Source organism: Acidicapsa acidisoli, from assembly GCF_025685625.1.
Classification (GTDB): domain Bacteria; phylum Acidobacteriota; class Terriglobia; order Terriglobales; family Acidobacteriaceae; genus Acidicapsa; species Acidicapsa acidisoli.
The window spans coordinates 123,416-150,281 of record NZ_JAGSYI010000004.1 but is presented as its reverse complement, the minus strand read 5'-3'; the positions used below and the strand labels follow the sequence as shown (position 1 = coordinate 150,281).

General features: G+C 57.2%; 20 protein-coding genes. 11 read left to right on the top strand and 9 right to left on the bottom strand.

What is annotated here, in order from left to right; all coding sequences use genetic code 11:
- Positions 1-18: 18 nt before the first annotated feature.
- Positions 19-1,386, bottom strand: a complete 1,368-nt coding sequence (locus tag OHL23_RS22600; protein WP_263354277.1) for a replication-associated recombination protein A — start codon at positions 1,384-1,386, stop codon at positions 19-21.
- Positions 1,383-2,198 carry a TrmH family RNA methyltransferase gene (locus OHL23_RS22595; RefSeq protein WP_263354276.1) on the bottom strand — a complete coding sequence of 272 codons (816 nt, stop codon included), beginning with the start codon at positions 2,196-2,198 and terminating at the stop codon, positions 1,383-1,385. Before OHL23_RS22595 ends, OHL23_RS22600 begins: the two co-directional genes overlap by 4 nt.
- Positions 2,199-2,365: 167 nt before the next feature.
- Here OHL23_RS22595 and OHL23_RS22590 point away from each other — a divergent pair, with 167 nt between their 5' ends.
- Both OHL23_RS22590 and OHL23_RS22585 read left to right on the top strand, forming a co-directional pair.
- Positions 2,366-3,010, top strand: a complete 645-nt coding sequence (locus OHL23_RS22590; protein WP_263354786.1) for an L-threonylcarbamoyladenylate synthase — start codon at positions 2,366-2,368, stop codon at positions 3,008-3,010.
- Positions 3,011-3,664: a YdcF family protein gene (locus OHL23_RS22585; RefSeq protein WP_263354275.1), complete on the top strand. Its 654-nt coding sequence runs from the start codon at positions 3,011-3,013 to the stop codon at positions 3,662-3,664.
- 46 nt (positions 3,665-3,710) lie between these two features.
- Here OHL23_RS22585 and OHL23_RS22580 read toward each other — a convergent pair whose 3' ends face one another.
- From OHL23_RS22580 to OHL23_RS22565, 5 genes are all read right to left on the bottom strand, one after another.
- The gene (locus OHL23_RS22580; RefSeq protein ID WP_263354273.1) at positions 3,711-5,066 is read right to left on the bottom strand and encodes an amidase; all 1,356 of its coding nucleotides are present in this window, start codon (positions 5,064-5,066) and stop codon (positions 3,711-3,713) included.
- Positions 5,067-5,219: 153 nt separating this feature from the next.
- Positions 5,220-9,281 carry a TonB-dependent receptor domain-containing protein gene (locus OHL23_RS22575; RefSeq protein WP_263354272.1) on the bottom strand — a complete coding sequence of 1,354 codons (4,062 nt, stop codon included), beginning with the start codon at positions 9,279-9,281 and terminating at the stop codon, positions 5,220-5,222.
- 350 nt (positions 9,282-9,631) lie between these two features.
- Complete coding sequence (locus OHL23_RS29020; protein WP_396127406.1) at positions 9,632-9,754, bottom strand: AtzH-like domain-containing protein; 123 nt, start codon at positions 9,752-9,754, stop codon at positions 9,632-9,634.
- Positions 9,755-9,857: 103 nt separating this feature from the next.
- Entirely contained in the window at positions 9,858-10,805 is a 948-nt protein-coding gene (locus OHL23_RS22570) for an acetamidase/formamidase family protein (protein WP_263354271.1), read from the bottom strand.
- Positions 10,802-11,281, bottom strand: a complete 480-nt coding sequence (locus OHL23_RS22565; protein ID WP_263354270.1) for a RidA family protein — start codon at positions 11,279-11,281, stop codon at positions 10,802-10,804. The genes OHL23_RS22570 and OHL23_RS22565 overlap by 4 nt, the downstream gene beginning before the upstream one ends.
- 71 nt (positions 11,282-11,352) lie before the next feature.
- Here OHL23_RS22565 and OHL23_RS22560 point away from each other — a divergent pair, with 71 nt between their 5' ends.
- Together OHL23_RS22560 and OHL23_RS22555 are read left to right on the top strand one after the other, a co-directional pair.
- Positions 11,353-12,243, top strand: a complete 891-nt coding sequence (locus OHL23_RS22560; RefSeq protein ID WP_263354269.1) for a hypothetical protein — start codon at positions 11,353-11,355, stop codon at positions 12,241-12,243.
- Positions 12,240-12,737, top strand: coding sequence for a DUF2165 family protein (locus OHL23_RS22555; protein WP_263354268.1), 498 nt, complete (start codon positions 12,240-12,242; stop codon positions 12,735-12,737). Before OHL23_RS22560 ends, OHL23_RS22555 begins: the two co-directional genes overlap by 4 nt.
- A 13-nt stretch (positions 12,738-12,750) precedes the next feature.
- Here the strand turns inward: OHL23_RS22555 and OHL23_RS22550 are convergent, their stop codons facing one another.
- Complete coding sequence (locus tag OHL23_RS22550) at positions 12,751-14,169, bottom strand: APC family permease (protein ID WP_263354267.1); 1,419 nt, start codon at positions 14,167-14,169, stop codon at positions 12,751-12,753.
- 120 nt (positions 14,170-14,289) lie between these two features.
- Here OHL23_RS22550 and OHL23_RS22545 point away from each other — a divergent pair, with 120 nt between their 5' ends.
- The 6 genes from OHL23_RS22545 to OHL23_RS22520 all read left to right on the top strand — a co-directional run bounded on the left by OHL23_RS22545 (position 14,290) and on the right by OHL23_RS22520 (position 21,358).
- A complete protein-coding gene (locus OHL23_RS22545; RefSeq protein WP_263354266.1) occupies positions 14,290-14,880 on the top strand; it encodes a nucleotidyltransferase family protein in 591 nt (196 codons plus the stop codon).
- Positions 14,881-15,306: 426 nt separating this feature from the next.
- Positions 15,307-15,699, top strand: coding sequence for a GntR family transcriptional regulator (locus OHL23_RS22540; RefSeq protein ID WP_263354265.1), 393 nt, complete (start codon positions 15,307-15,309; stop codon positions 15,697-15,699).
- Positions 15,696-16,589, top strand: a complete 894-nt coding sequence (locus OHL23_RS22535; protein WP_263354264.1) for an ABC transporter ATP-binding protein — start codon at positions 15,696-15,698, stop codon at positions 16,587-16,589. The genes OHL23_RS22540 and OHL23_RS22535 overlap by 4 nt, the downstream gene beginning before the upstream one ends.
- Complete coding sequence (locus OHL23_RS22530) at positions 16,589-17,266, top strand: ABC-2 transporter permease (protein ID WP_263354263.1); 678 nt, start codon at positions 16,589-16,591, stop codon at positions 17,264-17,266. Before OHL23_RS22535 ends, OHL23_RS22530 begins: the two co-directional genes overlap by 1 nt.
- Positions 17,267-17,391: 125 nt before the next feature.
- Positions 17,392-18,543 carry an acyltransferase family protein gene (locus OHL23_RS22525; RefSeq protein WP_263354261.1) on the top strand — a complete coding sequence of 384 codons (1,152 nt, stop codon included), beginning with the start codon at positions 17,392-17,394 and terminating at the stop codon, positions 18,541-18,543.
- A 139-nt stretch (positions 18,544-18,682) separates the two neighbouring features.
- Positions 18,683-21,358, top strand: a complete 2,676-nt coding sequence (locus OHL23_RS22520; RefSeq protein ID WP_263354260.1) for a PAS domain-containing sensor histidine kinase — start codon at positions 18,683-18,685, stop codon at positions 21,356-21,358.
- Positions 21,359-21,542: 184 nt separating this feature from the next.
- On the opposite strand, the gene OHL23_RS22515 is transcribed toward OHL23_RS22520, so the two are convergent.
- Positions 21,543-22,877 (bottom strand): hypothetical protein, encoded by a 1,335-nt coding sequence (locus tag OHL23_RS22515; RefSeq protein ID WP_263354259.1) that lies wholly within the window; start codon positions 22,875-22,877, stop codon positions 21,543-21,545.
- A 343-nt stretch (positions 22,878-23,220) separates the two neighbouring features.
- Here OHL23_RS22515 and OHL23_RS22510 point away from each other — a divergent pair, with 343 nt between their 5' ends.
- On the top strand, positions 23,221-26,835 hold the full coding sequence (locus tag OHL23_RS22510; protein WP_263354258.1) for a TonB-dependent receptor: 3,615 nt from the start codon (positions 23,221-23,223) through the stop codon (positions 26,833-26,835).
- The last annotated feature ends 31 nt before the right edge of the window (positions 26,836-26,866 follow it).

The following is a 26,866-nucleotide window of genomic DNA, read 5'->3' as shown; positions in this document are numbered from 1 at the left end:
CGACCATCGTAACAGGCATTAGCTACCGCGTTTTGCCTGGCGAATTCGACGCAGTTCTTCGAGGCGCTGCGAGAGCTGCTTTTCGCGGCCTTCCTGGGTGGGTTCGAAGTAGCGGCGGCCGAGGAGCGAGGGAGGGAGACAGTCCATGTCGGCGACTTTGTCCGCTTCGTCGTGGGCGTAGCGGTAGCCTTTGCCGTAGTCGAGTTCTTTCATAAGGCGGGTCGGGGCGTTGCGCAGGTGGAGCGGGACAGGCTCCTGGCGAGTATTCTCGATGTCTTTGAGAGCTTCGGCGTAAGCGAGGTAAATAGAGTTGGATTTGGGGGCGAGTGCGAGGTAAACGACGGCTTCGGCGAGTGCGAGATCGCCTTCGGGAGAGCCGAGGAACTCCATGGTCTGGCGGGCGCTGAGGCAGAGATTGAGCGCCTCGGGAGCGGCGAGGCCGATGTCTTCAACGGCCATGCGGATGACGCGGCGGGCGAGGTACATCGGGTCTTCGCCGGAGGTGAACATGCGGCCGAGCCAGTAGAGAGCTGCGTCGGGGTCGCTGTTGCGGACGCTTTTGTGCAAGGCGGAGATGAGGTTGTAGTGTTCTTCTCCGGTCTTGTCGTAGAGGAGGACGCGCTGCTGGAGGGCTTCTTCGGCCAGAGCGCGGTCGATGCGGCCATGCTTGTTTCCGGCGCGTTCGGCGGCCAGTTGGGCGGCTACTTCGAGGGCGTTGTAGGCATTGCGGCAGTCGCCGCTGGAGTAGCCTGCTAAAAGCGTCAGGGCTTCCTCATCGGCGGTGAGGTTGAGTGAGCCGAGACCGCGTTCGCGGTCTTCGAGAGCGCGGTGGAGGAGCGCGACGATCTGCTCTTCGGTGAGCTGTTTCAGGACGTAGACGCGGCAGCGGGAGAGCAGCGCGCCAATGACTTCGAAGGAGGGGTTTTCGGTGGTTGCGCCGATGAGGCGGATGGTGCCGCGCTCGACGTAGGGCAGGAATGCGTCTTGCTGGGCCTTGTTGAAGCGGTGAATTTCGTCGACAAAGAGGATGGTCCGGGAGCCCATTTGCGAGGCCTGCTCGCTGGCGGCCATGACCTGCTTGATTTCTTTTATGCCGGAGAGGACGGCGGAGAATTCGAGGAAAGTTGCCTGGGTTGTTTCGGCGATGATCTTGGCGAGACTGGTCTTGCCGACACCGGGAGGACCCCAGAAGATCATGGAAGCCGGATCGTCGTGATCGATCTGGACGCGGAGCGGTTTGCCGGGTGCGATGAGGTGCTCCTGGCCGGCGTATTCGGAGAGGTTGCGGGGGCGCATGCGCTCGGCAAGCGGTGCGCTGCGGCTGCGGCGGGCGGCGGATTCCGGGGTGGATGGAAGGTCGAAAAGGTTCGATTCCGAGGAGTTCATGCCTTCCTCCGAGCTCGACGGGTGGTTCTTTGCTGCGAGGCTTCGTAGAGCAGGATGCTGGCGGCGACTCCGGCGTTGAGGCTTTCGACGGGACCGGGGCAGGGAATTGTGATCCGTGCGTCACACTGTGAGGCGATTTCGTCGGAGATTCCGCTGCCTTCGGCTCCGATGACGAGGGCTACGGACTTGACAAGATCGACTTTGGAGAGCGGTTGGGCTTCATGGGCCATGGCTGCCAAGGTTTGGATGCTGGATTCGCGGAGATGGGTGAAGCAATCGGATTCTGAGACAGAGAGGATCGGCAGACGAAAGACGCTGCCTGCTGAGGCGCGCATCGCCTTCGGATTCCAGTGGCTTACCGTGCCGGATAGGGAGATTGCGCCGGTGGCTCCGAAGGCTTCGGCGGAGCGCAGGATGGTTCCGAGATTGCCGGGGTCTTGAATGCCGGCGAGGATGACGATTAGGGTCTGCGATGATGCGTGGCCGAGGAGGTCCGGCCAATTCCATAGCTGCGGCCGGGCGAGTGCGGCGATGGGCTGAGAGGTCTCGGTTGTGACGGCGGAGGCCAGAACTTCCTCTGGCAACGCCAAAATCTCTACGGAATCAAGAATTCTCAGCTCGTTCAGAAGCCTTTCACTGTTCTGGGCGATGAAGATGGTTTCGATTGTGAGGCCGCTGCGGAGAGCTTCTTCGACGAGATGGAATCCTTCGAGCGCAACGACTTCCGCACTGCCGCGACCGGGTCGCGACAGCGCTGCCCGCAGCTCTTTCACGCGGGAATTTTGCTTACTCTGTACAATGCGGATAGCCATCTTTTGCGTCCTACCGGACCTTAGGAGATTGTAGCCTTTCGGCTTACGTGGGCTTTCGAGGCAAGGAACGGGTATAGTACGGGAGACGGCATTTGCTCGCATACCGCCAGGATTGTGAGCGGCTGTGGCTTCATCCGAAGGGAAATCAGGGAACCGAGGTAGAGCACTTGTCCGCGGAGATTTTGCGGGTTCATCCCGACGAACCACAACCTGAGCGCATCGAATACATCGTTTCCTGTCTTCGCCAGGGCGACGTTGTGGCGTTGCCGACTGACACGTTCTATGGTCTGGCGGTCGATCCGGTGAACCTGCATGCGGTCGAGCAGATCTATCAGATCAAGTCCCGGTTGAAGCACAAGCCGCTGTCGCTGCTGATCGCCTCGCTGGCGCAGGCATACGAACTGGCGCGGGACATTGACGACAGATTTGACCGGCTTGCGGAACGATTCTGGCCGGGGCCGCTGACGATCATTGTTCGCGCGGGGGGCAAGCTGCCGCTACGCTCGACGGCCAACACGGGCAATGTGGCACTACGCATACCGGATGCTCCGATTGCACGGGCGGTGGTGGAGTGTTTTGGGCTGCCGATCACGGCAACGTCGGCGAATCTGGCCGGCGCGAGCGAGTGCGCCCATGCGGCCTGTGTGCGCGATCAGATTGGCGACCGGATTCCGCTGATTGTGGATGGAGGACCGTCGGGCCATGCCGTGCCTACGACGATTGTCGATCTTTCGGGTAACAATGGGCTTTGGCAGATCCTGCGCGAAGGGGCGATTTCGACACACGAGATCGCCTTGGCGTTGCAAAGGTAAATGAGCATCCCCGTGGATGGACCCGATCGCCCGGCCGATTCACGCGGCAACTGGATAGCTTCAGCGGCGCGTTTTCTGCTGATTTACTTCGTTGCGGTTTTCTTCCTGTCCGCTCTGGGATGGGGCATCTGGGTTTATGTGCAGATCGAGCGGTATGCTTACGAAGACCATGCCGCCCCGGCCGATGTGATTTGCGTCTTTGGCGCAGCGGAATATGCGGGACGCCCGTCGCCGGTGTTGCGCGCACGGCTGGATCATGCGCTGGCTCTGTACGAACATGGCATCGCTCCCGTGGTGCTGACTCTGGGGGGAAGCGCGCCGGGGGATGCTTTTTCAGAGGGCCAGGTGGGACAGGCTTACCTGATGGCAAATGGGGTGCCTGAAAAGGCCATCATCGCCGAAACGCAGAGCCGCAGCACGGAGGAGCAGGCGCGTCGTATCGTCGCGATTGCTCGCGCCAACGGCTATCGCCGGGTGGTTATTGTCAGCGATCCGGCACATCTGTTTCGCATACGCGAGATTTGCGCGAGCGAAGGGCTGCAGGTGCTGACTTCGCCGCGGCAGCAGGTGGCTGCGGTGGGCAGCGCGAGCGAATGGCAGCAGATGGGGCACGAAATTCTGGCTTACACGCTTTGGCGGATGCACTTGCATTAGTGGATGTGGGCCTGGCGAAGGTTGCTCCTGGCGTTGGGCGGGAATCTTAATATGAGTGCCGTGTTGGATCGATCGGCTTGCGAAGAACGCCGAGAGCGGCCGCAGTTGCCAGGAGCCGGGGATCGTCTTCGCGTGCTGCAATCAGTTGCATGCCGCCGCTGGGCCGGCCGTGTTGATGGAACGGAATTGTGACGGCTGGCATGCCCGAAAGGCTTGCTGGCGTGGTGTAGCGCAGCAGGCGCGGGCGCGTCTGACTATGGTCTGCTCCGGCTGTGAGCCGCACAATGGGAGCTGCTGGCAATAAGAGCAGCTCGTGTTTCGCGAGAAGGGTGTCCATGTAGGCTCGGAAGGCGGCGTGGCGCTGCCTGAATCGAGCTAGGTCGGGTTCGGTGAGCGTTTCCCCCCACTGCAGGCGCCGGCGGATGGAGGATTCGAAGTGCTCAAAGTGGCCGCGATGGATACGCGCTGATTCCGATGCCTGGATTGGTGCATAGATATCAGTGGAATCGCTCCACCACTCCACTGGCACTGTGGTTGCGATGAGGCCAAGCGATTCCAGTTCTGCCTGACATTTTCGCAGATTTGCCTTAACTTCCGGCTCGCAATCGTGAAGGAAATCTTCATGAACTATCGCGAAGGTGCGGGGCAACTTCAAGCCGGTCGCGTCTGTCGGGCCGAAGATTGATCCGAGTAAGGGACCATCTTCCAGGTCGCGAAAAAGCCAACCGAAGGTGTCGAAGGACTCCGCGAGGTGCGCGCCGCCGCGCCAGTCTCCCCGGCCTAGTGATGCGCGATAGGCGGCGAGACCGCACAAGGCCGCAGGCACGCGGACCGAACCGCCTGTATCGGTGCCAATGGCGGCCATGGCGGAACCTTCCATGACGCTGGCGGCTGCGCCGCTGGACGAGCCGCCGGTGAGTGCTCCAGCGTTGCCGGGCTGAAGGCAGTCGCCGAAGTCAGGGTTTTCGCCGGTGATGCCATAGGCGAGGGGGTGCAGATGAGTCTTACCAGTAATCACAGCGCCTGCGGCGCGCAATCGCTCGACGAGCCAGGAATCCTGCTGAGCGTTGCCGTTCCGTTCCCGGTAGAAGATGGTTCCGCAGCTTGTGGGCGCTCCGACAAGATCGAAACAGTCCTTGACGGAGACAGGGATTCCGCGGAGTGGCGGCCACCCATCTTGGTTTCCAGCAGGGGCCTCACGCGGCAGTGAGGAAGAGCGCTGCGCTTCATCGAGGGTCCAGGCCTCATCTCGCCAGAGGTAGGTGTTCTTGCTTGCGTTGCTGTTCGCTCGGGCGAGAGACGACCTTGCTAATTCGCTAATCCGGGCGCTGAGATTTGAATCGGATGTGAATGATGCTCGCAGACTTTGAATTGAATCAAGTGAATCTTGGTTCGGCGCCATACACGCATTCTAACCAGCTCGTTTGGATGGTACGGTAGATGGAATTTAGTCCTGATGACTCCAAGTCAACACAGTGGTTTGGGGAACGGACTTCGCGGAAAGCGGAAGGGCGGCTCGATCGAGCCGCCCTTCATTTGGGCGCGCAGTTATTGGCTAGAAGGCGAAATGAAGGGACATCTGAATCTGGCGTGGGCTACCGATAGCGTGGGTTACGATGCCAAGGCCCGAAGGGCAGCTGTAGAAGCTGCCGGCGACGGTGCCGACGCCAGCTGCATTGCAGGTGCCCGGCAGGACTGGCGTGCCCCCGGTAGGGAAGGGATTGTAGCCTGCGTTTTGCGATACTTCGTTTCCGGGAACATCAAAGCTGGTGGTGTTGGTGAGGTTGTAGACATCGAAGGTGAATTTCAGGCTGTATCTTTCATTGAAGTTGGTGATTTTGACCAGTGAGGCATCGGCGCGCTTTTGGAAAGCCTGACGGAAGATGTTGCGTTGGCCGGTAGTGAAGCCGGTTTCATAGGGGTCTGAGGTAGGAATGGCTCCGCCGAGACCGCCCGCAGGGAGGATGGGCAGGGTAAAGCAAGCCGGATTGAGCGCGGCCTCTCCATTGGAGACATAGAAGGCGCCGGAGTGGCCGGTCACCGCGGACTTCGCCGTGCAGCCTTTAGCCAGGGGCACGATGGGGTTGGTGATGCCGTCGAAGGTGGAGTAATAGATGCTTGCGATTGCGCCGGAGAAGTCGATGATGCTGTAGGGCTGGCCGCTCTGCAGCACGGTAAGGCCAACCAGCGACCATCCGTCGATGAAGTCACCTTGCAGAGAGTGTTTTCTGGCGAGGTCGGGTAGTTGGAAGACGTAGTTGAAATTGAGGACGTGGGTACGGTCGAAGTCGGACGAACCATATCCGCTGCGCAGGTTGAGGGCATTACTGCCGTTGTAAAAAAGACCCAGTCCGCTCTGCTCGTCCAGTGCGTGAGAGTAGGTGTAGGAGGCGGCGACCTGAATGCCGCGGCTCATGCGTTTTTCGATGTGAGCCTGGAGGGCATTGTACGCATCGACGCCGGCTGCCTTGTAGGAGATGGATTCGGCGGCGTAACCGATGTAGGGGACCCGAAGGTCGACGTTGCCGCCTTCATCGTTTGCCTGATAGAAGGTGCCATCGGGAAGAGTCGCACCGCCGACCGTGTACCCGTAGCTGTAGTTCTGCTGGAAGGGACCGCCCGCCAGAGCCGGGTTGGATGGGTTGTATATGTTTGCCTGATTGAAGGGAACCGGAATGACCTGGTGGCGGCCCACGTTGCCAACGTAGCCTAGTTCGACGGCAAGGTCATTGCGTGGCTGCCACTGAACGTCCAGGGTGTAGTTGAAGGTGTAGGGCAGCTTGTTGGCGCGGTCGTAGATTCCGAGTGAAATGGGCTGACCGTTATTGACAATGCCTGGTGTACCGGCCGGCGCAAAGTTGTAGTTCTCGATGCTGTTTGCGTTGGGCAGGAAATTGCTGAGATCTGAGGCCTTGGGGTTGGTTGGGGCAGCGATCGCCGTGCTTCCGTACGGATTATTTAGATTGCCTGCCGCATCGTTGGTTGGAGCGGTGACTGGCGTGGAAACGAAGGTGCCATTGTTGATTCCATTCTGGATGCCGCCGCCGCCGCAGGTGGGGATGTAACCGTTGTAGAGGGATTGCCCCGTACCGGATGGGCACGATTGCGTGTTGACGAACGGCAGTTGCTGATTGACGCCAAAAGGTCCGCCTGTGACGGTACCGATGGCATAGCCGGGCGAGAAGTAGCTGAATAATTCGCCGCGGTCGTAGTACATGCCGACTCCGGTTCGGATGACTACCTTGTCGTGCAAGAACCCAGGCTGCCACGCAGCGCCCACGCGAGGAGCGACGCCCCACTGGCGACCTGTAAGGGTCGTGTCGCTGACGCCTTTGGTGCCGTTGGCGTTGTTGCCGGCAATGATCAGGCCAGGGCTTTCGATTACGTCAGAGCTGACGTTGTAGCAATATTCATTGGGGTCTTTGGTGCTGCAACTGGTCGGATTGGGATTGGCGTCGAAATTGAAGATTCGTCCGTATTTCTCAGTGAAGCCGCCGTCCCAGTCATAGCGTACGCCGGCAGTGAGAGAGAGCCTCGGACTCAACTGGAACTTGTCTTGCAGGTAGGAGCCAAGCTGATTGGCGCGGTAGTAGCGGTTGGCGTCGCCGCGCAGGAACGAGCTGACATAGAACTCGGTGGATGAACTGCCAGGGCTGACAAAGCCCTGGGAGAATGCGCTGAAGTCATCGGTCGCAATGGTGCCGGTGCCGGTGCGTTTGTCAATCGTGTTGAGCTGGGTGTAGGAGTAGTTGGCACCGAAACTGAGGGTGTGTTTGCCCAGAGTCCAGATGGCGTTGCCGGAGGGTGCGATACGGTTCTGGAACATGCCGGTGTTTGCGGCCTGGCCTTCCGCGTTCGGACCGATGTTGAGGATTCCGTTGTCTTCGGAACTCGGGATTCCAGCGGCGTAACCGGCGCTTCCGAGGACGTTGACGATGGAAATCCCGGGGAAGTAGCTGGAGCCGAATGCATTGAGGGAAGCTGTGCCGTAGTTGCCTCCGGGGATCGCATTGGGACCGAACGGCTGCTCGTTATCGGCGTAGTCCTTTTCGCGGATGAAGCCAAGCGTCTGAGTGGTGCTGAGGGTGGATTTGATCAGATAGGTGTTGGTGATGGAAAAAACCTGCGCTCCGGAGTCGAGGTGTTCGGTGAAACCGGGGACGCTCGAGTACGAGTAAGGCGCGAGGGTCGGATCGTGCTGGTAGTAGTACTTGAGCGCAACGGTGTCTTTGGCGGTGGCGTTCAAGTCCAGGTCGGCGACGGCGATGTCAGCCTTGAATCGCCCGGTGCCGGGCAAAAATGCATCGTAGCCCTGAGCCGGGCCGAGTGTGGTGGAGCTGGTGTCGTTGGGGATCAGCCACTTTCCGGGTTCGCCTGGAAGGGCAGGCGAGTTGAAAAGTTGAACCACGGTGTTGCTGATCTGGGCGGCGGTAAATGGTGTTGGAGTTCCTCCGTTGTTGAATGCTCCCACGCTGTTTTCGCCGGAGAACTGTGCGTTGTCGATTGCGGCGATACCGGCCGCGCTACGGTTGGTATCACTAAGACCGACTGGTACGTTGAGAAATCCGTCGCCGATTTCCTGGTCGGAAACGGTTAGATGCTGATAGGCAAAGAAGCCGAATAGCTTGTTCTTGATGATGGGACCACCAACGCTGCCGCCAAGAACGAGCCGATGCAGGTCTGGATTCTTCAGGTTGGCGGGAACGTCATTGTCCTGCTTGAAGAAGAACGGAGCGGCATTGATCCAGTTTGTACCATGGCGGACGTACATGGAGCCGTGATAGGAGTTGGTACCCGAGGCTGTGCTCAGATCGATGTGAGCGCCGGAGGTAGACCCCTGTGTGGCATCGTACATCGAAGCATTGACGCGGACTTCCTGCAGCGTCTCCGGCGCAGGCGTCGGGATGGCGTTGCCGATGGACAGATAGACAGAGGCGACGGATTGAATGACGCCTCCACCGCCGCCGCCAGGCGATCCGGTGCTGTTGATGATGCGATTGGATGCTACCTGGCTGGTGCTCTTGCCGTTGAAGAGATTGGTGGCATCAACGCCATTGAGCGAAAAGCTGTTGCTGGTGTCGCGTTGTCCATTGGCCCAGATCGGCTGGTTGCCCAGTCCGGAATTGGCCCCGGTGCCGCCGGGAAGCTCTGCGCTGACGCCTGTCGATTCAATCGCCAAGCCGGTGAAACTCCCCGTGGGTAGGGGCGCCGATTCGATCTGCCCGCTGTCGAGGACGTAGCCATTGGTTGTATCGGTAGCATTCATGAGTGGCGAAGCGTCAACCTCGATGGTCTCCGCCTTGGAGCCAGCTTTGAGCTGGGCATTGATGGTTGCGGTGCGGTCTGCCTGGACCGTAATGTGGGGTGTGCTCTGGACTTCGAACCCTTCGGCGGTATAGGTAAGCGTGTAAGTGCCGATTGGAAGATCCACGAAGAGGTATTCGCCAGCTCCATTAGATTTCACTGTGCGTGTAAGTCCGGTCTGTTCGCCGAGGATCGTTATTGCCGTATTGGGAATTACGCTGCCGGAACTGTCGGTGACCTCACCCGTGATGCCACCAAGCGTTTGCTGTGCCAGCAGGGGAGAAGTACACAGCGCTGCGACTGCTACCAACATCAGCAGCCGGAGAATCGAATAGGAATTGGTACGAATTGAAAATATCAATTGCAGGGCCTCGCAAAGTAGGGATTTCCCGTGGGTCTCTTGAGGAAATTCAAGACCTTCGGTTGATACACCGATCCGCCGTTATGGGCAGATCAAAAAGAGGAAGGATGAGTTGGTACGAGTAGTGCTCGTGTCCGACCGCTCGCGAAATTTCTACGGGGTTAGCTTTACGATACCCCACCTAGCACAAAAATCAACCGAAAATTTATCCGCTCCGGTTGCCAATCGTGCGCTGGATATGTCATTACAAAATGCTTCCCGCGACAGATTCTGTCGCGTTTCCCATTAAAAGAATGCAGGGTTCACGTTGTGGGGAAGAGCGTGACATGGGCGGATAGAATGCGCCATCCGGCGGAAAAGCGCACCCAGATATGGCTTTGTCTCCCGTGGACCTTGCTTTTTGGGTGGATTTCGTTCGAATTCAAGGGTGATGCTTCCGAAATCGTGACCGAAGGCGACGATCTCAATTTCGCTATCGGGAATTGTCATACAGAAAACAATCCTGTGGCTTCCGTGGATTCGAGTCTGTCATCCGGCTGGAAACATCTCCATTTCGGGCAGGATCTGCTTGCTGATGGCTCCACTTACTGTGTAGACCGGTTCGTTAACCACCTGGCTGAGCCGCAGCTTGAGCGCCACGCTGCAGAGGATGTAAGCGTGGACCTCGGGGATGCTCCAGAGCCTCATAAGTAGATCGACCATGCGGCCGGTGACGCGCTGTGCCGCAGTCACGACGTCTTTGTCTGATTCGACGACGACCCAGGAGTCGCCGCGGGTATCCGGCGCGACAGACTCGGATGACTCCACGAGCGGACCGGCGAGCCGCTGTTGCTTGTGGATGCTGAATCGCAGGGTCACGTCCAGCGGGCACTCGATGCCGTTGATGCAGACCTCGCCGTCCCCTTGTGCGGCGTGGCCGTCTCCGCAACTGAAGAGCGCGCCTTCGTTGTAGACGGGAAGATAGAGCTTCGAGCCGGCGCAGAGTTCCCGGACGTCGAGATTGCCACCGAAGCTGCCTGGAGGATGGGTCCGGAATCTACCGTCTTTGGCTCGGGCTACACCCATCACGCCGAGAAACGGGCGCACGGGCAGTATGGCGGGCACGAGCGAGAGAGTCTCATTTCCGTTCAAGTGCCAGTGGAAAAGATACGGATCAGTGAAGCGCTCTTTCAGAAATCCGAGGCCGGGGATGACGCTGGACCAGCCCCATCCTCGATGCTGAGTGGCGAGCACATCGACTTGCAGCACGTCGCCTGGCGTGGCGCCGTCGATCCAGACTGGACCTGTCAGGGCATGGATTCGGGTTCGATCAATCTGTCCGAACTCCTCGACGGTCATGCCGGGATGCACCTGGCCGCCGCTCGCATCGACGCACTCAAAGTGCACTTCGTCGCCAGGTGCGATGCGCAGGCGAGGCTTCAGAGACCGGTCCCAGACAGAGTGGGTGGGCTCGGCGGCGAGGGTGTGTTCGCTCACGGCGCTTCCACACGAACGGTCATCTGAATTTCCACGGTCGCGTTTCTTGGGAGTGCGCTTACGCCGATAGCGGCGCGAACGTGTTTGCCTGCCTCGCCAAAGACCTGCACGAGCAAATCGGATGCACCGTTGATGACGGCGGGCGACTCTTCAAAGCCCGCGATGGCGTTGACGTAGCCGTTGACAGAGATGACTTCTGCCACGGCCTCAAGGGAGCCTAACTCGCGCTTGAGTACGGCAAGCTGGGTCAGGGCACAGGCCCGGGCGGCACTATAGCCGTACGAGACGCTGCGGTCGAGGCCGATGGTTCCGGACATCACGCCGGAGTGATTGGTTGAGACTACCCCGGCCAGATATACAAGTGCGCCCACCCGCTTGGCCGAGAGGTAATTTCCTCCGGGCGCGGGTATTCCAGGCAGCGTTATGCCTAATTCTGCAAGCTGTTCTTCCCGTGTCATTTGAGATGAATGTAGCACGGCTCACTACTGGATCAAATTTTGCGAGGAATTTTCTTTGGGACTCGCCTATGGCCGCGCTAGGATGAGCCATGTTTTCTCCAGTTCTGTTGATTTGGCTAGCCTTGCTGTCTCTTCCTGCTGCCTGGTTTCCGGTTCAAAGTGCCTCTTCCGCAGGCCAGTCTCTTCTGCGCTCTGAGCGATCCGCGCCGGGCGATCTCGAAATTGGGGGCGAACTCGCTGGTTTGCCCGCAGGAGCGGTTCGTTATGTTCGGTACGAAGATCTGCTGGCGCTTCCTCAGGAGACCTATACCGTTTCCGACGACAGCAATTTCAAGGGCAGGACAGAGATTTCGGGCGTTGCGCTCAGTGCGCTGGCTGAGCTCTTCGGTCAAGCCTCTCATTCCGACCTGATCGTGGCCATCTGTTATGACAAGTACCGTTCCAATTACCCGAGCGACTATCTGGCTGCTCACCATCCTATCCTCGTGCTCAAGATCAATGGTCGGTTGCGGGATCAATGGCCACCATCGGAGTTTGGAGGCGAGTTAGGCCCCTACCTGATCTCACATCCGACATTCAAGCCATCGTTCCGCGTGTTGTCGCACCAGGACGAAGCACAAATCCCATTCGGAGTGACTCGACTTGATTTTCGTTCGGAGTCGGTGGTGTTTGGAGCGATTCTCCCCGAAGGGAAGTGGGCAAAGGACTCGCCGGTCTGGCAGGGATACGAAATCGCGCGCCAGGATTGCTTTCGGTGCCATGGGCTTTATGGGGAGGGTGGTGAACGAGCGTCGCGATCGTGGCTTGTTCTCGCGGCGTGGGCCGCGACTGATCGTGCGCGATTTGAGCAGTACATTTATAATCCGCAGTCCGTGCAGCCCTGCGCCAAGATGCCTGCGCATGCTGGATATGATGAAGCTACGTTTGACGCTCTTACAGCTTATTTCAAGACTTTTGCCCCGGTAAGGAAGAAGCAATGATTATTCGCACTGCGAAGATACTTTTGCTGTCGGCGATTGCGCTGTTTTATTCGTTGGTTGTGTTCAACAACACAACCGACTTTGATTCGAATTACCAGTTTGTTCGCCATGTGTTGATGATGGATACAACATTCCCGGGCAACAAGGGAATGTGGCGGGCGCTCAACGCGCCTTTCTGGCACCTGAGCTTCTATCTCTCGGTCATCGCCTGGGAGGCTGTGACGGCGATCCTGTGCTGGTGGGGAGCGATGGCATTGCTGCGCAGAGTGCGGGGTTCGGCCGCTGAATTCCATGCTGCGAAACGGATTCCGGTGATCGCGCTGACGCTCGGCTTGCTGATGTGGATGGTGGCGTTTCTGACGGTTGGCGCGGAGTGGTTTCTCATGTGGCAATCGCGTTTGTGGAATGGGCAGGAGGAGGCTTTCCGCATGTTTGTTGTGATCGCCATCGTATTGTTGCTGATTTTGCAGCCGGAGCGCGAAGAGCAGCCGTAAGTGCTTCGGTGATTCAGGTAATCGCTCTTTGTGCGTGGATTGTTTTGCGCCGAACCAGGAACCATGCCATGCCTAGCGCCATATACGCCAGATAGATGTATGGGAACCAGATGGCCGGAGCCGGTGGGACGGGATAGATGCTTCCAACGACGCCAGCTATCATGACTAGCACGGTGACCCAGCTTATAACCACTACGGTGTGCGAGTGTTGGCCGAGAGCCCGGCGCGCGAATGGCAGAGAGACAGCGACAAGAGCGTAAGCGGTGAGGAATCCGAAGACGGAGACGGAGCCGAGCCAGCCGTACATGTCTGTTCCGCTGACTCCATTCAAGGCGAGACCGGCGGTTGCGGCGAACATGACGAGGCAAGTCAGAGCGACGCCAGCGCCGGGTGTGCCGAACCGCGGGTGTGTTCGCCCGAAGATGCCGGGCATCAGCCCGCTGCGGGCCATGCGCAGCATGACGCGGGCAGCGGCAGTGGTGCAGGCCAGCACACAGGCGAACATGCTCACGAATGCGCCGATATCGATTGCCGTTCCAAGTGGAGATACGCCGGCCTTGCGTGCGAGCACATGCAGCGGACTTGTCGAGTCGCTGAGTTTTCCGGTTTCGCCGTGAAAGCCGAGCACCTCCGAGTAAGCGCAGAGCATGAAGAAGATGCCGGCGAGAATGGCGCACTGAATTACTGCCCGGGGAATTGTCTTCAGCGGTTCGCGAGCCTCTGCACCGAGCGTGGTGGCGGACTCAAAGCCGACAAAGCTGAACATGGCAAGCACGAGCGCCGGTCCGAGTCCGGATATGCTCACACCCTTCAGACGAAGCTGATTCATATCGAATCGGAGACCGTAGCGTGCGAGCAGGAGCGCCAGCACAATCGCAATCAAGCTTACAGAAACGATCTCGATCCACAGCATCATTTCGGCGGATAGCTTGACGTCTCGGAAAGCGATGGCTCCAGTCAATGCAAATACGAGCAGGAGAGTCATCAGCGCCGGAGGGGTCCATGAGAAGAACTGGCTGAAAAGCAAGTTGCAGTAATAGAGAGCTCCGCCTGCGACGGAGGCTCCCGTAGCGACGTAGGCGAGCAGCAGGGACCATGCGGCAACGGCCCCCAACGAAGGCCGCAGAGTGTCCGCGGTGTATGTGTATAGGGAGCCTGGCGAGGCTGACATGCGAGCAAACCGGCTGATGCAGAAGCCAACCAGGAGCATCGCAGCAGTGGTGAGCAGATAGACGAACCAGGTGCCGTTGCCAGCCAGCGCGAAGACGAGAGGAATTGTCAGCGAGGGCGAGGTTGAGGGGGCCATTGCGGAGACGGACTGGGCCAGCGTCTCCATGGGCCCGAGCACGCCTTTGTGCAGTCCATAACCTCTGTCCACGTTATCGACGCCATGTGCGGAATACACCTCTGCTGTCGCGGCTGTTTTGGTCACGCACTCTCCCGTCACCGTTTCTTTCGTCTGGAAATCTCAGTCTCCAGCTTATGCAACCCGCAGGTCAAGCCCAATCTGCGCGTCACGTTTCGGGTTAAATTCGGTCTAGACTGATGTTGTATGCCAGTGCCCGCCATCATTTTGGCCGCGGGAGCGAGTCGCCGCCTAGGTCAACCCAAGCAGTTAGTACGTGTGGCGGGCGAGACGCTGCTTGCCCGTACGATTCGAGTGGTTTGCGAATCAGGAACTCAGCCGGTGATTGTGGTATTGGGCGCACACAGGGAAAGCATAGTGTCCGAGGTTGATTTGAGCGGCGTGCAGGTGGTGACGAATCATAATTGGGAGCAGGGAATTGCTTCTTCCATCCATGAGGGAATGCGAACGGTAGAGCAATCCAGCGCGAAGGCTGCGGCTGTTCTGCTGCTGGTTTGCGATCAGCCTAAGCTCTCGGTGGAGCATCTGCGAAGACTTATCGAGGTGTATCAGGAAGCGGATGAACCAGCTATTGTTGCGTCCCGGTACGCGGGGATTGCCGGAATACCTGCCATTTTTCCAATGAACCAATTCGAAAAACTGTTGAGGTTGCGGGGAGACGCAGGAGCGAGATACATTCTTCGCGAGCCAGATTGTGCGATGGTCACAATCGATTTTGAGGGAGGCGAAGTTGACATCGATACGCCGGAAGATCTTGTGGAGAATTCGCGGATTTAGCTGTAATGCTGTTCATGTCCCTCGAGCAGAGAACGCATAGGGAGAATCATCCGCGATCACGTCTGGGCGACGGCCGTGACGAACACTACCCGCAAGGAGGCTTCTACCCAAAATAGCCGACACGCCGACTGAGGTCCGAAGAGTCGGGACCGGCTAGAGAGGGTACGATGAGCGGCCACCGTCTCCCGATTTTCTGCGTCGACAACAGTTGAGGGTTCAAGTTGCGGAAGGTCCCTGGATCGCAACCGACTTCTGCGGGATCTACGCGGCTTCAGCATTGAATGCATCGAGATAAGGTGTAGACCAGAGCCCTCCCTAACCCGCCGCTCGATTTTTTTCCACGCCTGAACTAGAAGCTCGCCATTGGCGATCCAGAAAATAAAAACTTGACCACTACCTAATTGCGTATATACTCAGTATACACAGATGCAGACATCAATCGTCATCTCGCAAACGGATGGCCGGCCCATGTACCTCCAGATCATGGAGCAAATCCGGCAGAGGGTGGCGGCGGGAGAATGGAAGCCCAGCGAACAGATTCCCTCGATTCGCGCGCTGGCAATCGCGCTGCAGGTAAGCGTGATCACCGTGAAGCGCGCCTACCTTGAGCTTGAGCGTGAGGGCGTAATCCTAACGCAGCACGGAAAAGGATCAATCGTGGCGCCGGATCCTAACCTGGGCCAGCGCCTCTATGTTGAAGAGTTTGAAGAGCATCTGCGCCAGGTGGTGAGGATTGGGATGTTGCTTGGACTGTCAGAGGATGAAATCGCCGAGAGACTGAGAGCAACCGTCATGCAACTGGAAACGGAGGCGTCATGATCGACTTCGCAGTCGAGATGTCCGGAGTTACAAAGCGATACAAACACTTCACCCTTGACCAGATCGATCTGAAGCTCCCGACGGGATGCATCATGGGGTTCGTTGGGGCGAATGGGGCAGGCAAGTCAACAACCCTGCGCATCCTGATGGGATTGGTCCACCAGGATGCAGGCACGGTTCATGCGCTCGGGTACACGATGCCGGATCAACAAGCATCGGCCAAGCTCGAGATCGGCTTCGTGTCAGAGGATATGTGGCTCTATGGTAGCCCGACGCTCGGGTGGCATATGGACTTCGTGCGGTCGATTTATCGGCGCTGGGATTCTGTATACGCCGACAGTCTTTTGCGCCGGTTCGACTTGAAGGCCCAGCAGAGGATCAAGGGGATGTCCCATGGACAACGGGTGAAAGCAGCCCTGGTCCTCGCTCTGGCTCGCAGGCCACAATTGCTGCTGCTGGACGAGCCGACGACGGGGCTCGACCCGATTGCTCGCCGAGAAGTGCTGGGCGAGTTGATGGCGGTGCTGGCAGATGAGGAACGCACGATTCTCTTCTCATCGCACAACACACTTGACGTCGAGCAGATTTCCGACCAGATTGCCTTCATCGATCGCGGACGCATCGTGGAGTGTTCCGACAAGGAAACATTCCTCGACAGATGGCGGAGACTGAGGCTGGTTCTAGCACCGCAATCGAAGCTGCCCGGGCTGCCCGGCGTGGTGAATGTGGAAGGAAGCAGCCGGTTGCCGGTGGTGACAACGGACCAGTTTGAGCCAGCGATGGTGACAGCTTACAAAGAGGCCGGCGCGGCGGTGCAATCGGTAGATGCAATGACCTTGGAAGAAATCTTTGTAGCCAGCGTTGAGAGCCGGCGGGAAGGACGTCCGTAATGAACTGGACAATGGTGGGGCGGCTGATTCGGAAGGACTGGTATTTGAACCGCATGCCGATCCTGTTTTCGATAATCGGAGGCGTAGCGACCCTGGCAGCGATGGCGGCTATGCACGGCTCGACGATTGCGATGGTTCTCGGGGTCATTGTTGTGGTTACAATCCTGGTCGGGATTGGCGCAATGGTGATGATGTCGGCAGTAGTGGAACGAAGGCAGCAGACTCTGCCCTTTGTGATGAGCCTGCCCATTAGTTTCCTGGAGTATACGACCGCGAAGATTGTTGGCGGCTTGCTGATTTTTCTCGTGTTGTGGGGTGCGATGCTGGCAGGCATCGTGGCGACGATTCTGCTGGCTCCGGGGTTCCCGCACGGATTGATTCCGTTCGTGACGATCATGTGCGTCGAGATTTTGATGACTACATGTCTAGTGATCACGGTTGCGGTAACGACCGAGTCGCAGCCGTGGACCGTAGGGGCCACGCAGGTTGGCGCACTTGGTGTGAACGGCATTGGATGGTCAATCGTGCGATTGCCGGAGATTGGCGGAACCATGAGAAGCACAACGGTGCAATGGAGCGGAACGGCCACGGCGCTTTTGGTGGCAGAGCTGGCGCTCATTGCGCTAATGCTCCTGATCACGTTCTTCGTGCAGGCGCGCAAAAAGGATTTCATCTAGAGTTCTCATCCACACACGTAGAGGCAGCTGGCGCCGCGGTGAGGAAGGTTCTGTGCCGGTGCGGAAGTAACCTTCTGCGGCCACAGGAGGAGTGTCTTCAAATTCAGTCTGAAAGGCGGAACTGTATGCAAAGTCCATCAACGCAACGGCTGTTTCAGCTTTCCTATCTGCGCGCGTTTGTGACGCTGCTGGTGGTGATCCATCACACCTTGCTTGCTTACATGACGATCAAGCCGCCTCGGTATTCTTTCACAGGCCCGACACTGCCGTGGGCAGCATTCCCCATCATCGATAGCGTAAAGTGGCCTGGCTTCGACCTGCTGGTCGGCTGGAACGACATTTTCTTCATGGCCCTGATGTTTCTTGTCTCCGGACTCTTCGTGTGGCCTGGATTGAAGCGCCACAGTGCAGGAATGTATATCCGGCGGCGCCTGCTGAGACTGGGTCTTCCGTTTGTGATCGGCGCAGGCGTGCTGGCTCCCCTGGCGTATTACCCGGCATATCTTCAGTGTGGCGGCGAGCCGCGCCTCAGTAGCTATGCCAGCGCGTGGTTTACGTTGAGCATATGGCCCGCAGGGCCGGTGTGGTTTTTGTGGGTGCTGTTCGTCTTCGACTGCATAGCGGTGATCAGTTTCAAGGCGATTCCGCGCGCTGTAGAGGCAATGGCCATTCGAGTGTGCGCTGTGAGCAAGCGGCCGATGCTCCTCTTCTTGATGCTCGGCACAATATCGCTAGTCGTCTACGCGCCGATGTCGATGCGCTTCGGCTCGCTGACCTGGTGGAGCTGGGAACCATTTGCAGTGCAGGCCAGCCGCGTTTTGCACTACTTTGTCTATTTCGTAATGGGCGTTTGCCTGGGTGCGTTCGGGACTGAGACCGAATTCTTTGCGCGGACGGGAAAGCTGGCGCGTGGATGGTGGCTTTGGTGCATCCGCTCCGCCGCGATGTTCACGGTCACGATCGTGTGTGTTCGATTCGGGATCGCGACAGGTGGGAGGATCGGATTCGCATTTTCGTGCGCCGCATCGAGCCTGTTTGTGATGGCTCTGGTGATTCGCTTTGCGCGGCCCTGGCGATGGGCGGACAGCCTGAGCGCAAACGCGTATGGGATCTACCTTGCGCATTACGTGTTTGTTATCTGGATACAGTACGCGGTACTGCATTGGTCGGCGCCGGCATTCGTCAAGGGCCTGGCAGTATCGCTTGCAGCAGTAGTAATGAGTTGGATGACGGTAGCGCTCATGAGGCGAAGTAAGCTGATTGCGCGAGTCGTCTGATCCAAATCATTCGTCCTTGTAAACGGGCCTCAGTCCAGCAACCGGTTCTAAGCCGCGATTTCAGGAAAATTGTTGAAGATACGGACCACCGCCATATTACGTCGACACCGCCCCTTCTCGCCGTTGTACCATTTCTACCATGGCGGATGACAACCCAATCTCGATTGAGGATCAGAGTCTAAGTCTTCGTCAAATTGTCGACTCGTCTCCCGCGCTTCTTCATACTGCGCGGCCGGATGGCTACCTCGATTTCTTTAATCAGACATGGCTCGATTTCAGCGGTTTGCCACTGGAAAAATTGTTGGGATGGGGTTGGACTTCTTGTATTCATCCCGATGACGTCGAAGGCTTTGTGCAAAATATGCGAGAGTCCTTCGCCAAGGGCCAGCCCTTTCAGGAAACATCACGAGTGCGAAGAGCCGATGGTGTCTATCGGTGGATGTCGCACCTCAAAGCTCCGGTATTTGATAGGGTTGGAAACCTTATTAAGTGGAATGGTTCAAGCATCGACATTGATGACCGGAAGAGAGCAGAGGAACAACTTACAAAGAGCATCCATGAGTCGCAGAGGAGCCAGTTCCATTTAGCCGAAGCACAACGCCTGGGTCATATTGGCAGTTGGGTCTTCGAGCCTACCGGCGCCTTTGAATACTGGTCCGATGAACTTTTTGGCATCTATGGTCTCGATCCGGAAGGAGACGCGCCCACCCTTGACGAGTATCTGGCTCGTGTCCATCCGCACGATCGTGAATTCATGGCGTCGCTGATCAAGCGAATGCTTGCTGAAGGTTTGGGATGCGATGTCACCAAGCGCATCGTGCGACCTGATGGCGAAGTTAGGCATATTCGTTGCGTCGGTGTCCCTGTTGTAGAAGACGGGATTCTGAAAAGAATCGTGGGTAATGCCATAGATGTGACAGAGCACGAGATTCTTACTCAGGAACTCCTGCGTCGCGAAGTCTGTTGGGCCGAAGCTGAAAGGCTAAGTCATACAGGTAGTTTCGGATGGAAGCCCGGCAGCGGAGAGAATGCCTGGTCGGATGAAACCTACCGCATCTTCGAATACGATCCGGCGGTGAAGGTCACGCTTGACATGTTCATGGAGCGCGTTCACCCTGAGGATCGTAATTTCGTGTTTGAGGTCGTAGAACGAGCTTCTACTAGTGGTGGCGCCATCGATTGCGAGTATCGTTTGCTCTTTCCCGACGATCGCGTCAAGTATATTCGAATCCTGGCGAGGTCATTGGGAACGGCGTCCGATGACCTCGAGTTCGCTGGGGCGGTCATCGATATAACCGAGGCAAAGGAAGCAGAGGAACGAATCCGGCGCAACGAGGGAGAGCTTCGGACTCTCGTTGAGGCGATCCCCGCTTATGTGGGGACCGCCGAGCCAGACGGATCCGTCGATTTCATAAGCCAAAGTTGGCTGGACTACACGGGGTTCTCCAGAGAACAGGGGATTGGCGGGGGGTGGGCCGGTGCGATCCATCCCGACGACGTCGGTCGAGTATTGGCAAACTGGCAGGCGGGATTGGCCGCCGGATCGCCCGTCGAGCATGAACTACGCTGCCGGCGCGCGGATGGAACCTATCACTGGTTTTTGTATCGCAGTCTCCCTCTCCGTGAGGATGGAGGAAGCGTTGTTAAGTGGTACGGGACTCTTACGAACATCGATGCATTGAAGGAGATAGAAAGCGCTCTTCAGATGCGAGAACATGAACTTATTGGCATCATCGAAACAATTCCCTCAATGCTGTGGTCAACCTCACCGACCGGGGAACCAACTCATCTCTCTCAAAGAGTTCTCGAATATTTTGGCGTTCCTTTAGATGAACTTCTCAATCGAGGGTGGGACAGATTCATTCATCCAGATGATAGAGAGCAGACCGCGAAGGCATTCGTCCGAGCGATCAACGCTGGAGAGTCGTACAGCGCAATAAACCGCTTGCGACGCGCAGATGGAGAGTACCGGTGGCATCACTCGATGGGAGAACCATTGCGTGGTCCGTACGGCAAGATCATTCAGTGGTATGGTCTCTCGATTGATATTGATGAGCGAAAACGCGCAGAAGACCATCTTCGCGATACACGTATCAAACTCGCAAAGGCGTCGCGATTGGCGACCGTCGCCGAACTCGCAGGCTCGATCGCTCACGAACTGAACCAGCCACTCATGTCGATACTTGCAAACGCACAGGCGGCAAGGAGGTGGTTGAATGCCGCTCCGTCGAATGTGATGGAGGCGAATTGGTCGATTGAACGGGTTATACGAGATGCCCGCTCGGCTGACGAGACCATGCAACATATTCGAGCACTCTTCAAGCAGGAGTCATTCGAGAAGAAAGATGTCAGCATTCCGGACATACTTCATGAAATTGTCCGAGTTGTGCAGGAGGACCCGAAAAAGCGTGACGTGCCTATCGAGTGCTGCTTCGAAGAGTCTCTGCCTGTAGTCCATGCCGATCAGATTCAAATCCAGCAAGTCTTCATTAATCTGATCGTGAACGCGTTCGAGGCCTTGGAGGGACAACAAGTGGCCCCGGTGGTCGTACTCCGGGCGACGACAGATTCACACGGGATGTTGGTTCAAGTGATCGACAACGGGCCGGGCGTCAATGATCCTAACCGAATCTTTGACGCCTTTATGACGACAAAAGAAAAAGGCATGGGTATAGGCTTGACGGTGTCACGCTCCATTGTTGAGGCCCATGGAGGTCGGCTTTGGGCCGAGAACAACAGAAGTGGCGGTGCAACCTTCAATGTGGCTTTACCGCTAATCCACACGGGTCGCGTCACCCTTCAAACCCAGGAATAGGCCTGAGCCGATTTGCCAGATTTGCTGTCACAACATCACGAGTGGACTGTCGCAAGGTAAACGATACTAGCTCTTGTTAAGACTGCCGGGTGTGCCCATCAATTCCGTGATGTTCCTCGAAGCCCAGCAAGTCGGATTGCCCAGGCGGGCTTTGTGCGATATCGCCGACCTTGTCGGGGGATGTTTACTCCTGTGACGTCCGGTAAGCGACAATCTTCGATTGAGATGCATTTCCGTCCAGACTATTCGACTGTAACAAGACTTCGAAGTAGGGGATCGAGCCATCTGGTCTGCGAATCTTGTTGAGAAATGGCAACAGGCGCATATCCTCCAGGACGAAATCCGCAGCAGCCTCGGTCCCGGCCATGGACGTTCCCTCCAGAATCAGTACTGGTCTGGTGCCTCCAAGACTGTGCCGCAAGGCGACCACTGCATATACCGTCTGCTTTGGATCAGCCCCCTTCGAATCGTAATGGGAAAGTTCGTCTCCAAGAGGCGAGCGATTGAGAACCGACGCCATCTCTCGATTTGAATCAATCTGCATCGTAAAATTCATGCCCGCCTCAAATAGCTCCACCCATGGGTCGGTTTGGTGCGATCCCAACAGGATCACGGAACTATCCTTGAAGTCGTTCGCGCGGAGATCGCGAGCATAGCGCATCTGGATCTGAGCTGGATAAATCCCTTGGAGTCGGGAAAGCCTGCTGGCAATTTGAAGATTGACAATGGACGTGTAGCGACCCGCCACCATGCTTCTCAGAGCCTGGGCGGTAACGCCAGCCGAAGCTCTGAAACTGGCGCGGTAGTCTGTGTCCAGGTAGTCCTCGAGCTTCAAACTATGACCGGATAGCACCTGCAAGACGGTCAACCCTGCATCGGAACAGACCACCATGGCAGACTGATCAGCCCCAAAAAACCTTCCCCACAGCGGGTGTGAGGCAATGGGCGCAGAATGCACTGCGGCATTACGGCCATGGACCAGTAGAAAAGCGATCATCCCGCAAGCCACGACGAGCGCAAGGCTCAATATCCATATGGTCAGAGGAAGATGCGGCGGCGTGGTCCGAGGCGTAACATCTTTCGCTGTGATCGCGATGTCGTCTTCCTCAGCCGAGACTTGATCGGAAGTGTCGACCGGAGGTTCCACCGTCGATATACATGGCTCAAATACCGGTAGATATGCGCCTTTGGGGATGGAAAGGCGAATCGGCTCTTCGCAGCCTTCCTCGCTGAAATACTGCTCCAAACGCTGACGCAACCGGCTGGCGTGGGAGCGCACGATGCCGTCGACGGAGGGATCGTAACCTGGTGACCTGGCAAATACCGCTACGCCGATATTTATTTCACTAATCTCGTCGGCGCGCCCTTCAAGGGACAGCGTGCAGATATACGTGAGCAAGCCACAGAGCCGAGGAGATTTTACAAACGAAGGCGAAGCAACGATTCTCTCCACCAGTTCGCTACGCGAATCCCTGACGAGAGGAACAGTAATCTCACTCTGCACGAGGTTGTGGCTCATGCTGTGGCTGATCGAGTTCCGGCAATCAAGTCGATGGACAACGCTCGAATCAACCTCGTGTGGATCGGTTCCTTGGCAATTCCTGCGACTCATGCCCTGTTAAACGGGCAGTGCTTATTGTTAAATCCAGTGTAAGGGAGCTTGAGTCCTGTCGCATTAATGAGAAGTAAATGCAACAAAATAAATATGTTATTGCGTTTAACCAGCGTATTACAGCGAATTGACTGCATTTCACCAAGCATCGTTAGAGACAATCTGGCGTGTTGGTACTTCACACTCGCCTTGCGGCTTCCTCGCCGGCGGCACAGACAAAAGACCAATCACACAGGAGTCTCAGATCCCCATGCTCGACCAAAAAACCTTGAACATCCTGTCAACGAGAAGAAGTCTGTCCGGTGGCCTACTCTCGTTTTCCTTTCTCACGCTCTTTTCACTCATAGTTTTGCTGACAATCCCAGCCGCCCGCGCGCAGGAATATCGAGGTACGATTCTGGGTCAGGTAAAGGACCCCAGGGGCGCCATCATCTCCCAGGCGATCATCACCGCGGTTGGTCCGCAACAGACCTATACGGCCAGGAGTTTGGCGGATGGAGACTATATTCTCCCGTTCGTGCAACCCGGCACCTATGTAGTTTCCGCAGAAGCCCCGGGGTTCGGGAAAGAGGTTCAGCGGGATGTCGTCATCGACGTTTCCAGCAAAATTAACCTCAACTTTGCTCTTCAGGTGGGTTCAGTCGCAGAGACTGTTACTGTGCAGGCGGATGAGGTCGGCATGAATACGGCTGATGCGTCGGGTGGCACCGTCATGGATCCGGAGAAGGTGCAAAACCTTCCCCTGAATGGTCGGCAGGCTTACATGCTCCTGTCGCTGACGCCGGGGGTGAAGTTCACGACGACAACTTTTGGCGCAACCAGCAATTCCGGGACGCGAGGTTGGGATGAAACCAATGCCTACTCCATCAGTGGGCAGCCAGGTACCTTTAATCAGTTCCTGCTGAATGGCGCCCCGATCACAGAACAAGGCGGATCGGCGGCGGGCACGTGGAATATCGCTCCCAGCATCGACGCGATCCAGGAGTTCAAGGTGATGACGACCACGTTCGACGCGCAATATGGGCGTGCCGGCGCGGGCATCATGAACACCATTCTCAAGAGCGGCAGTCCTAAGTTCCACGGCACGCTGTACGACTTTTGGGAGAACTCCATCATGGAAGCCAACAGCTATGAGCTCGACCAGCAAGGCACCCCCAAGGAGTATCACAATCAACACCAGTTTGGCGGCACGATTGGCGGGCCGTTTCTTAAGAAAAATGGCTACTTCTTCTTCAGTTACGAAGGGTGGCGCGAGGTGCTGCCCGATGGGATCATCACCACTGTCCCTACCGCAGATATGTATCCCGACGCATTGGGCAATGTCAATCTAACCGGATATCTGGACGCGGTTCACAAAACCGGCATCTACGATCCTGAGACAACAACCTGCGCGGCTCCAACCACCTCTGGTGGATGCAATACGTACACTCGCTCCCTGTTTGCGAATGACACGATTCCCGCCTCGCGGGTCAGCGCTATAGGCGTGAAGATGATGGACCTGTTTCCAGCGCCCAATCGCAGTGGATATGTCAATAATTACGTCTTCAATACCAGCACTCCCTATGCCTATAACATGCCGATCGCACGGGTTGACTACGACCTCAGCGACGCGACACGGATCTATGGCATCTTTGCATGGTGGGCTGGCCTGACCACGCGCAACTCCAACGGTCTGCCTGGCGCTGCCGCTGAGGGAGGAACTGACAGCTATCGTTCCAGTCTGACTCAGGTAGTCGATTTAACACACACCTTCAGCCCACGACGCATCGGCGATATCCGGGCATCCTTCAATCGAATGTGGGCCCACGACCCGTCGGGCAACGTGGCCGCGGGCATCAGCACCCTCACTGCCGCCGACCTGGGTCTCACGATGCCACAGATTCCGACTACCTCGCGCCAATGGGCGCCGGTGGTCGACCTGGGGGACGGGTACCCCAACATGATTGGCAACGAGGGCGATCCAACGATGTACGAGACATACGACCTCAGCCCGTCGATCCTGCAGGTTCTTCGGAAGCACAATCTGCACTACGGCACGGAGTTCATGCTTTTTCATGACGTGAATGCAGGCCTTGGGCAGCCCAACGGCGCGTTCAGCTTTACTACCGGCTTTACTCAGCAGAATCCCTTCCAGGCTAAGAGTGATGGTTCGGTGCTCGCCGATTTGCTTTTGGGCTATCCGGGCTCGGGCAGCGTTCAGTACCAGACCGCTCCATACGAGTCTTACAACTACTACGCCGCCTATATCCAGGACGATTGGAAGGTTAAGAGCAACCTGACCTTTAACGTGGGTTTACGCTGGGAAACGGAAACATCTCCACGGGAAAGGCACGATCACCTGCTGGCAGGCATGTGCTTTACCTGCACCAATCCGATCACCAGTCAAATCACTTTTCCTACTGGCAACCAACTGCCCAATGGCGCCGCGATGGCGAATCCCATTCTCGGCGGAGTGCAGTTTGAAAGCGGAAGCCTCTCCGCATACCAGAACACCTTCGGTCGAGTTCTGCCGAAGTTCGGTTTTTCTTATGGCATCAACAAGAACATGGTGGTGCATGGTGGCGTGGCCTGGAGCACGGCTGTGGGCACTGAACTCGGCAACGAGAATCCCTGGAGCCAAACTACGGAATATAACTCGTCGCCGGATGGCGGGCTCCATCCCGCGTCGAGCTTCAACAACGGCGTGCCTTTCCCGAACGGCTATGCTGCGCTGCCGGGCAGCTCGCAGGGACTGGCGACGCTTGTCGGCCAGAGCCTCAGTCTCGATCTGCGCAACCGAAAACTTCCTCTAGTGGAGCAATACACGCTCGGCGTGCAAGTTGCCCTGCCGGCGCACATTGTTGGTGAGGCCACTTACCTAGGGGTTCACGCTAGCGACATACCCACGTCCAAGCAGATGAATGCCCTTACTCCGGCGCAATGGCAGCAGGGTCATGCCACACCGAGTTATCTGGACCAACTGGTGCCGAATCCTTTCTATGGCGCGCTTCCTAATACGTTGGCACTGGGAGCCAACCCGACCATCGCGGCCAAATACCTGATGGTCCCCTATCCGCAATATGACGGAAGCTTGACTGTTACCGACAACTCCCAGGGTTATGACAATTACAATGGCCTTCTTCTGAAAGCCGAAAAGCGTTTTGCAGGTACCGGAGTATTGAGCAATGGCCTGAGTTTTCTCAGCTCCTTCACGTGGTCGAAAGCTATGGCGGCAACTGGATTCCTGAACGATGGTGCCGCTGGCCTGGTGGATGCCAATCCGAATTATCAGATTTACGGAACAGATCGGCCATGGGACTTCGCTTTCAGCGGCCTGTATGGTTTGCCGATTGGCCGTGGTGGCTGGATCGCACCGGGCGCGCATGGGGTTTTGGGCGAGGGCATCAGCGGCTGGCAGCTTGACTGGGTTTTCACGAACGACGGCGGGACTCCGGTTAGCTATCCGAATCAAAATCAATACAACTGCGGTACGTACGATATCAAGTCCTCTCACAAGAGCTACGAGAGTTACCTCAATAATTCCCAGGCTTCGTGCTGGACCACCTTGCCCGAATACACAACGATCACGGCAAAGTCGGCGGTGACGACGGTCCGTAACCCGTGGGCGCAGCAGACGGCCATGGGCGTCGAAAAGAAGTTTGCTGTGAGCGAGGGGGTTAATGTGCAATTCAAGGCGGAGGCATTTAATTTGACGAACACTCCGATCTTTGGTTCTCCCAGCACGAGTAATCCGCAAACACCGATTACTCGCACCAGTGTGCTGAATCCCAACCAGCCTGGCGCCTGGTCTGGCTACGGAACCATCGGTTCAACTGAGGCGAATTTTCCTCGGCGCGTGCAGTTGTCGTTGAAGGTTCTCTTCTAATCTGAGGCACAGAATCGCAACTTTTTTCCCG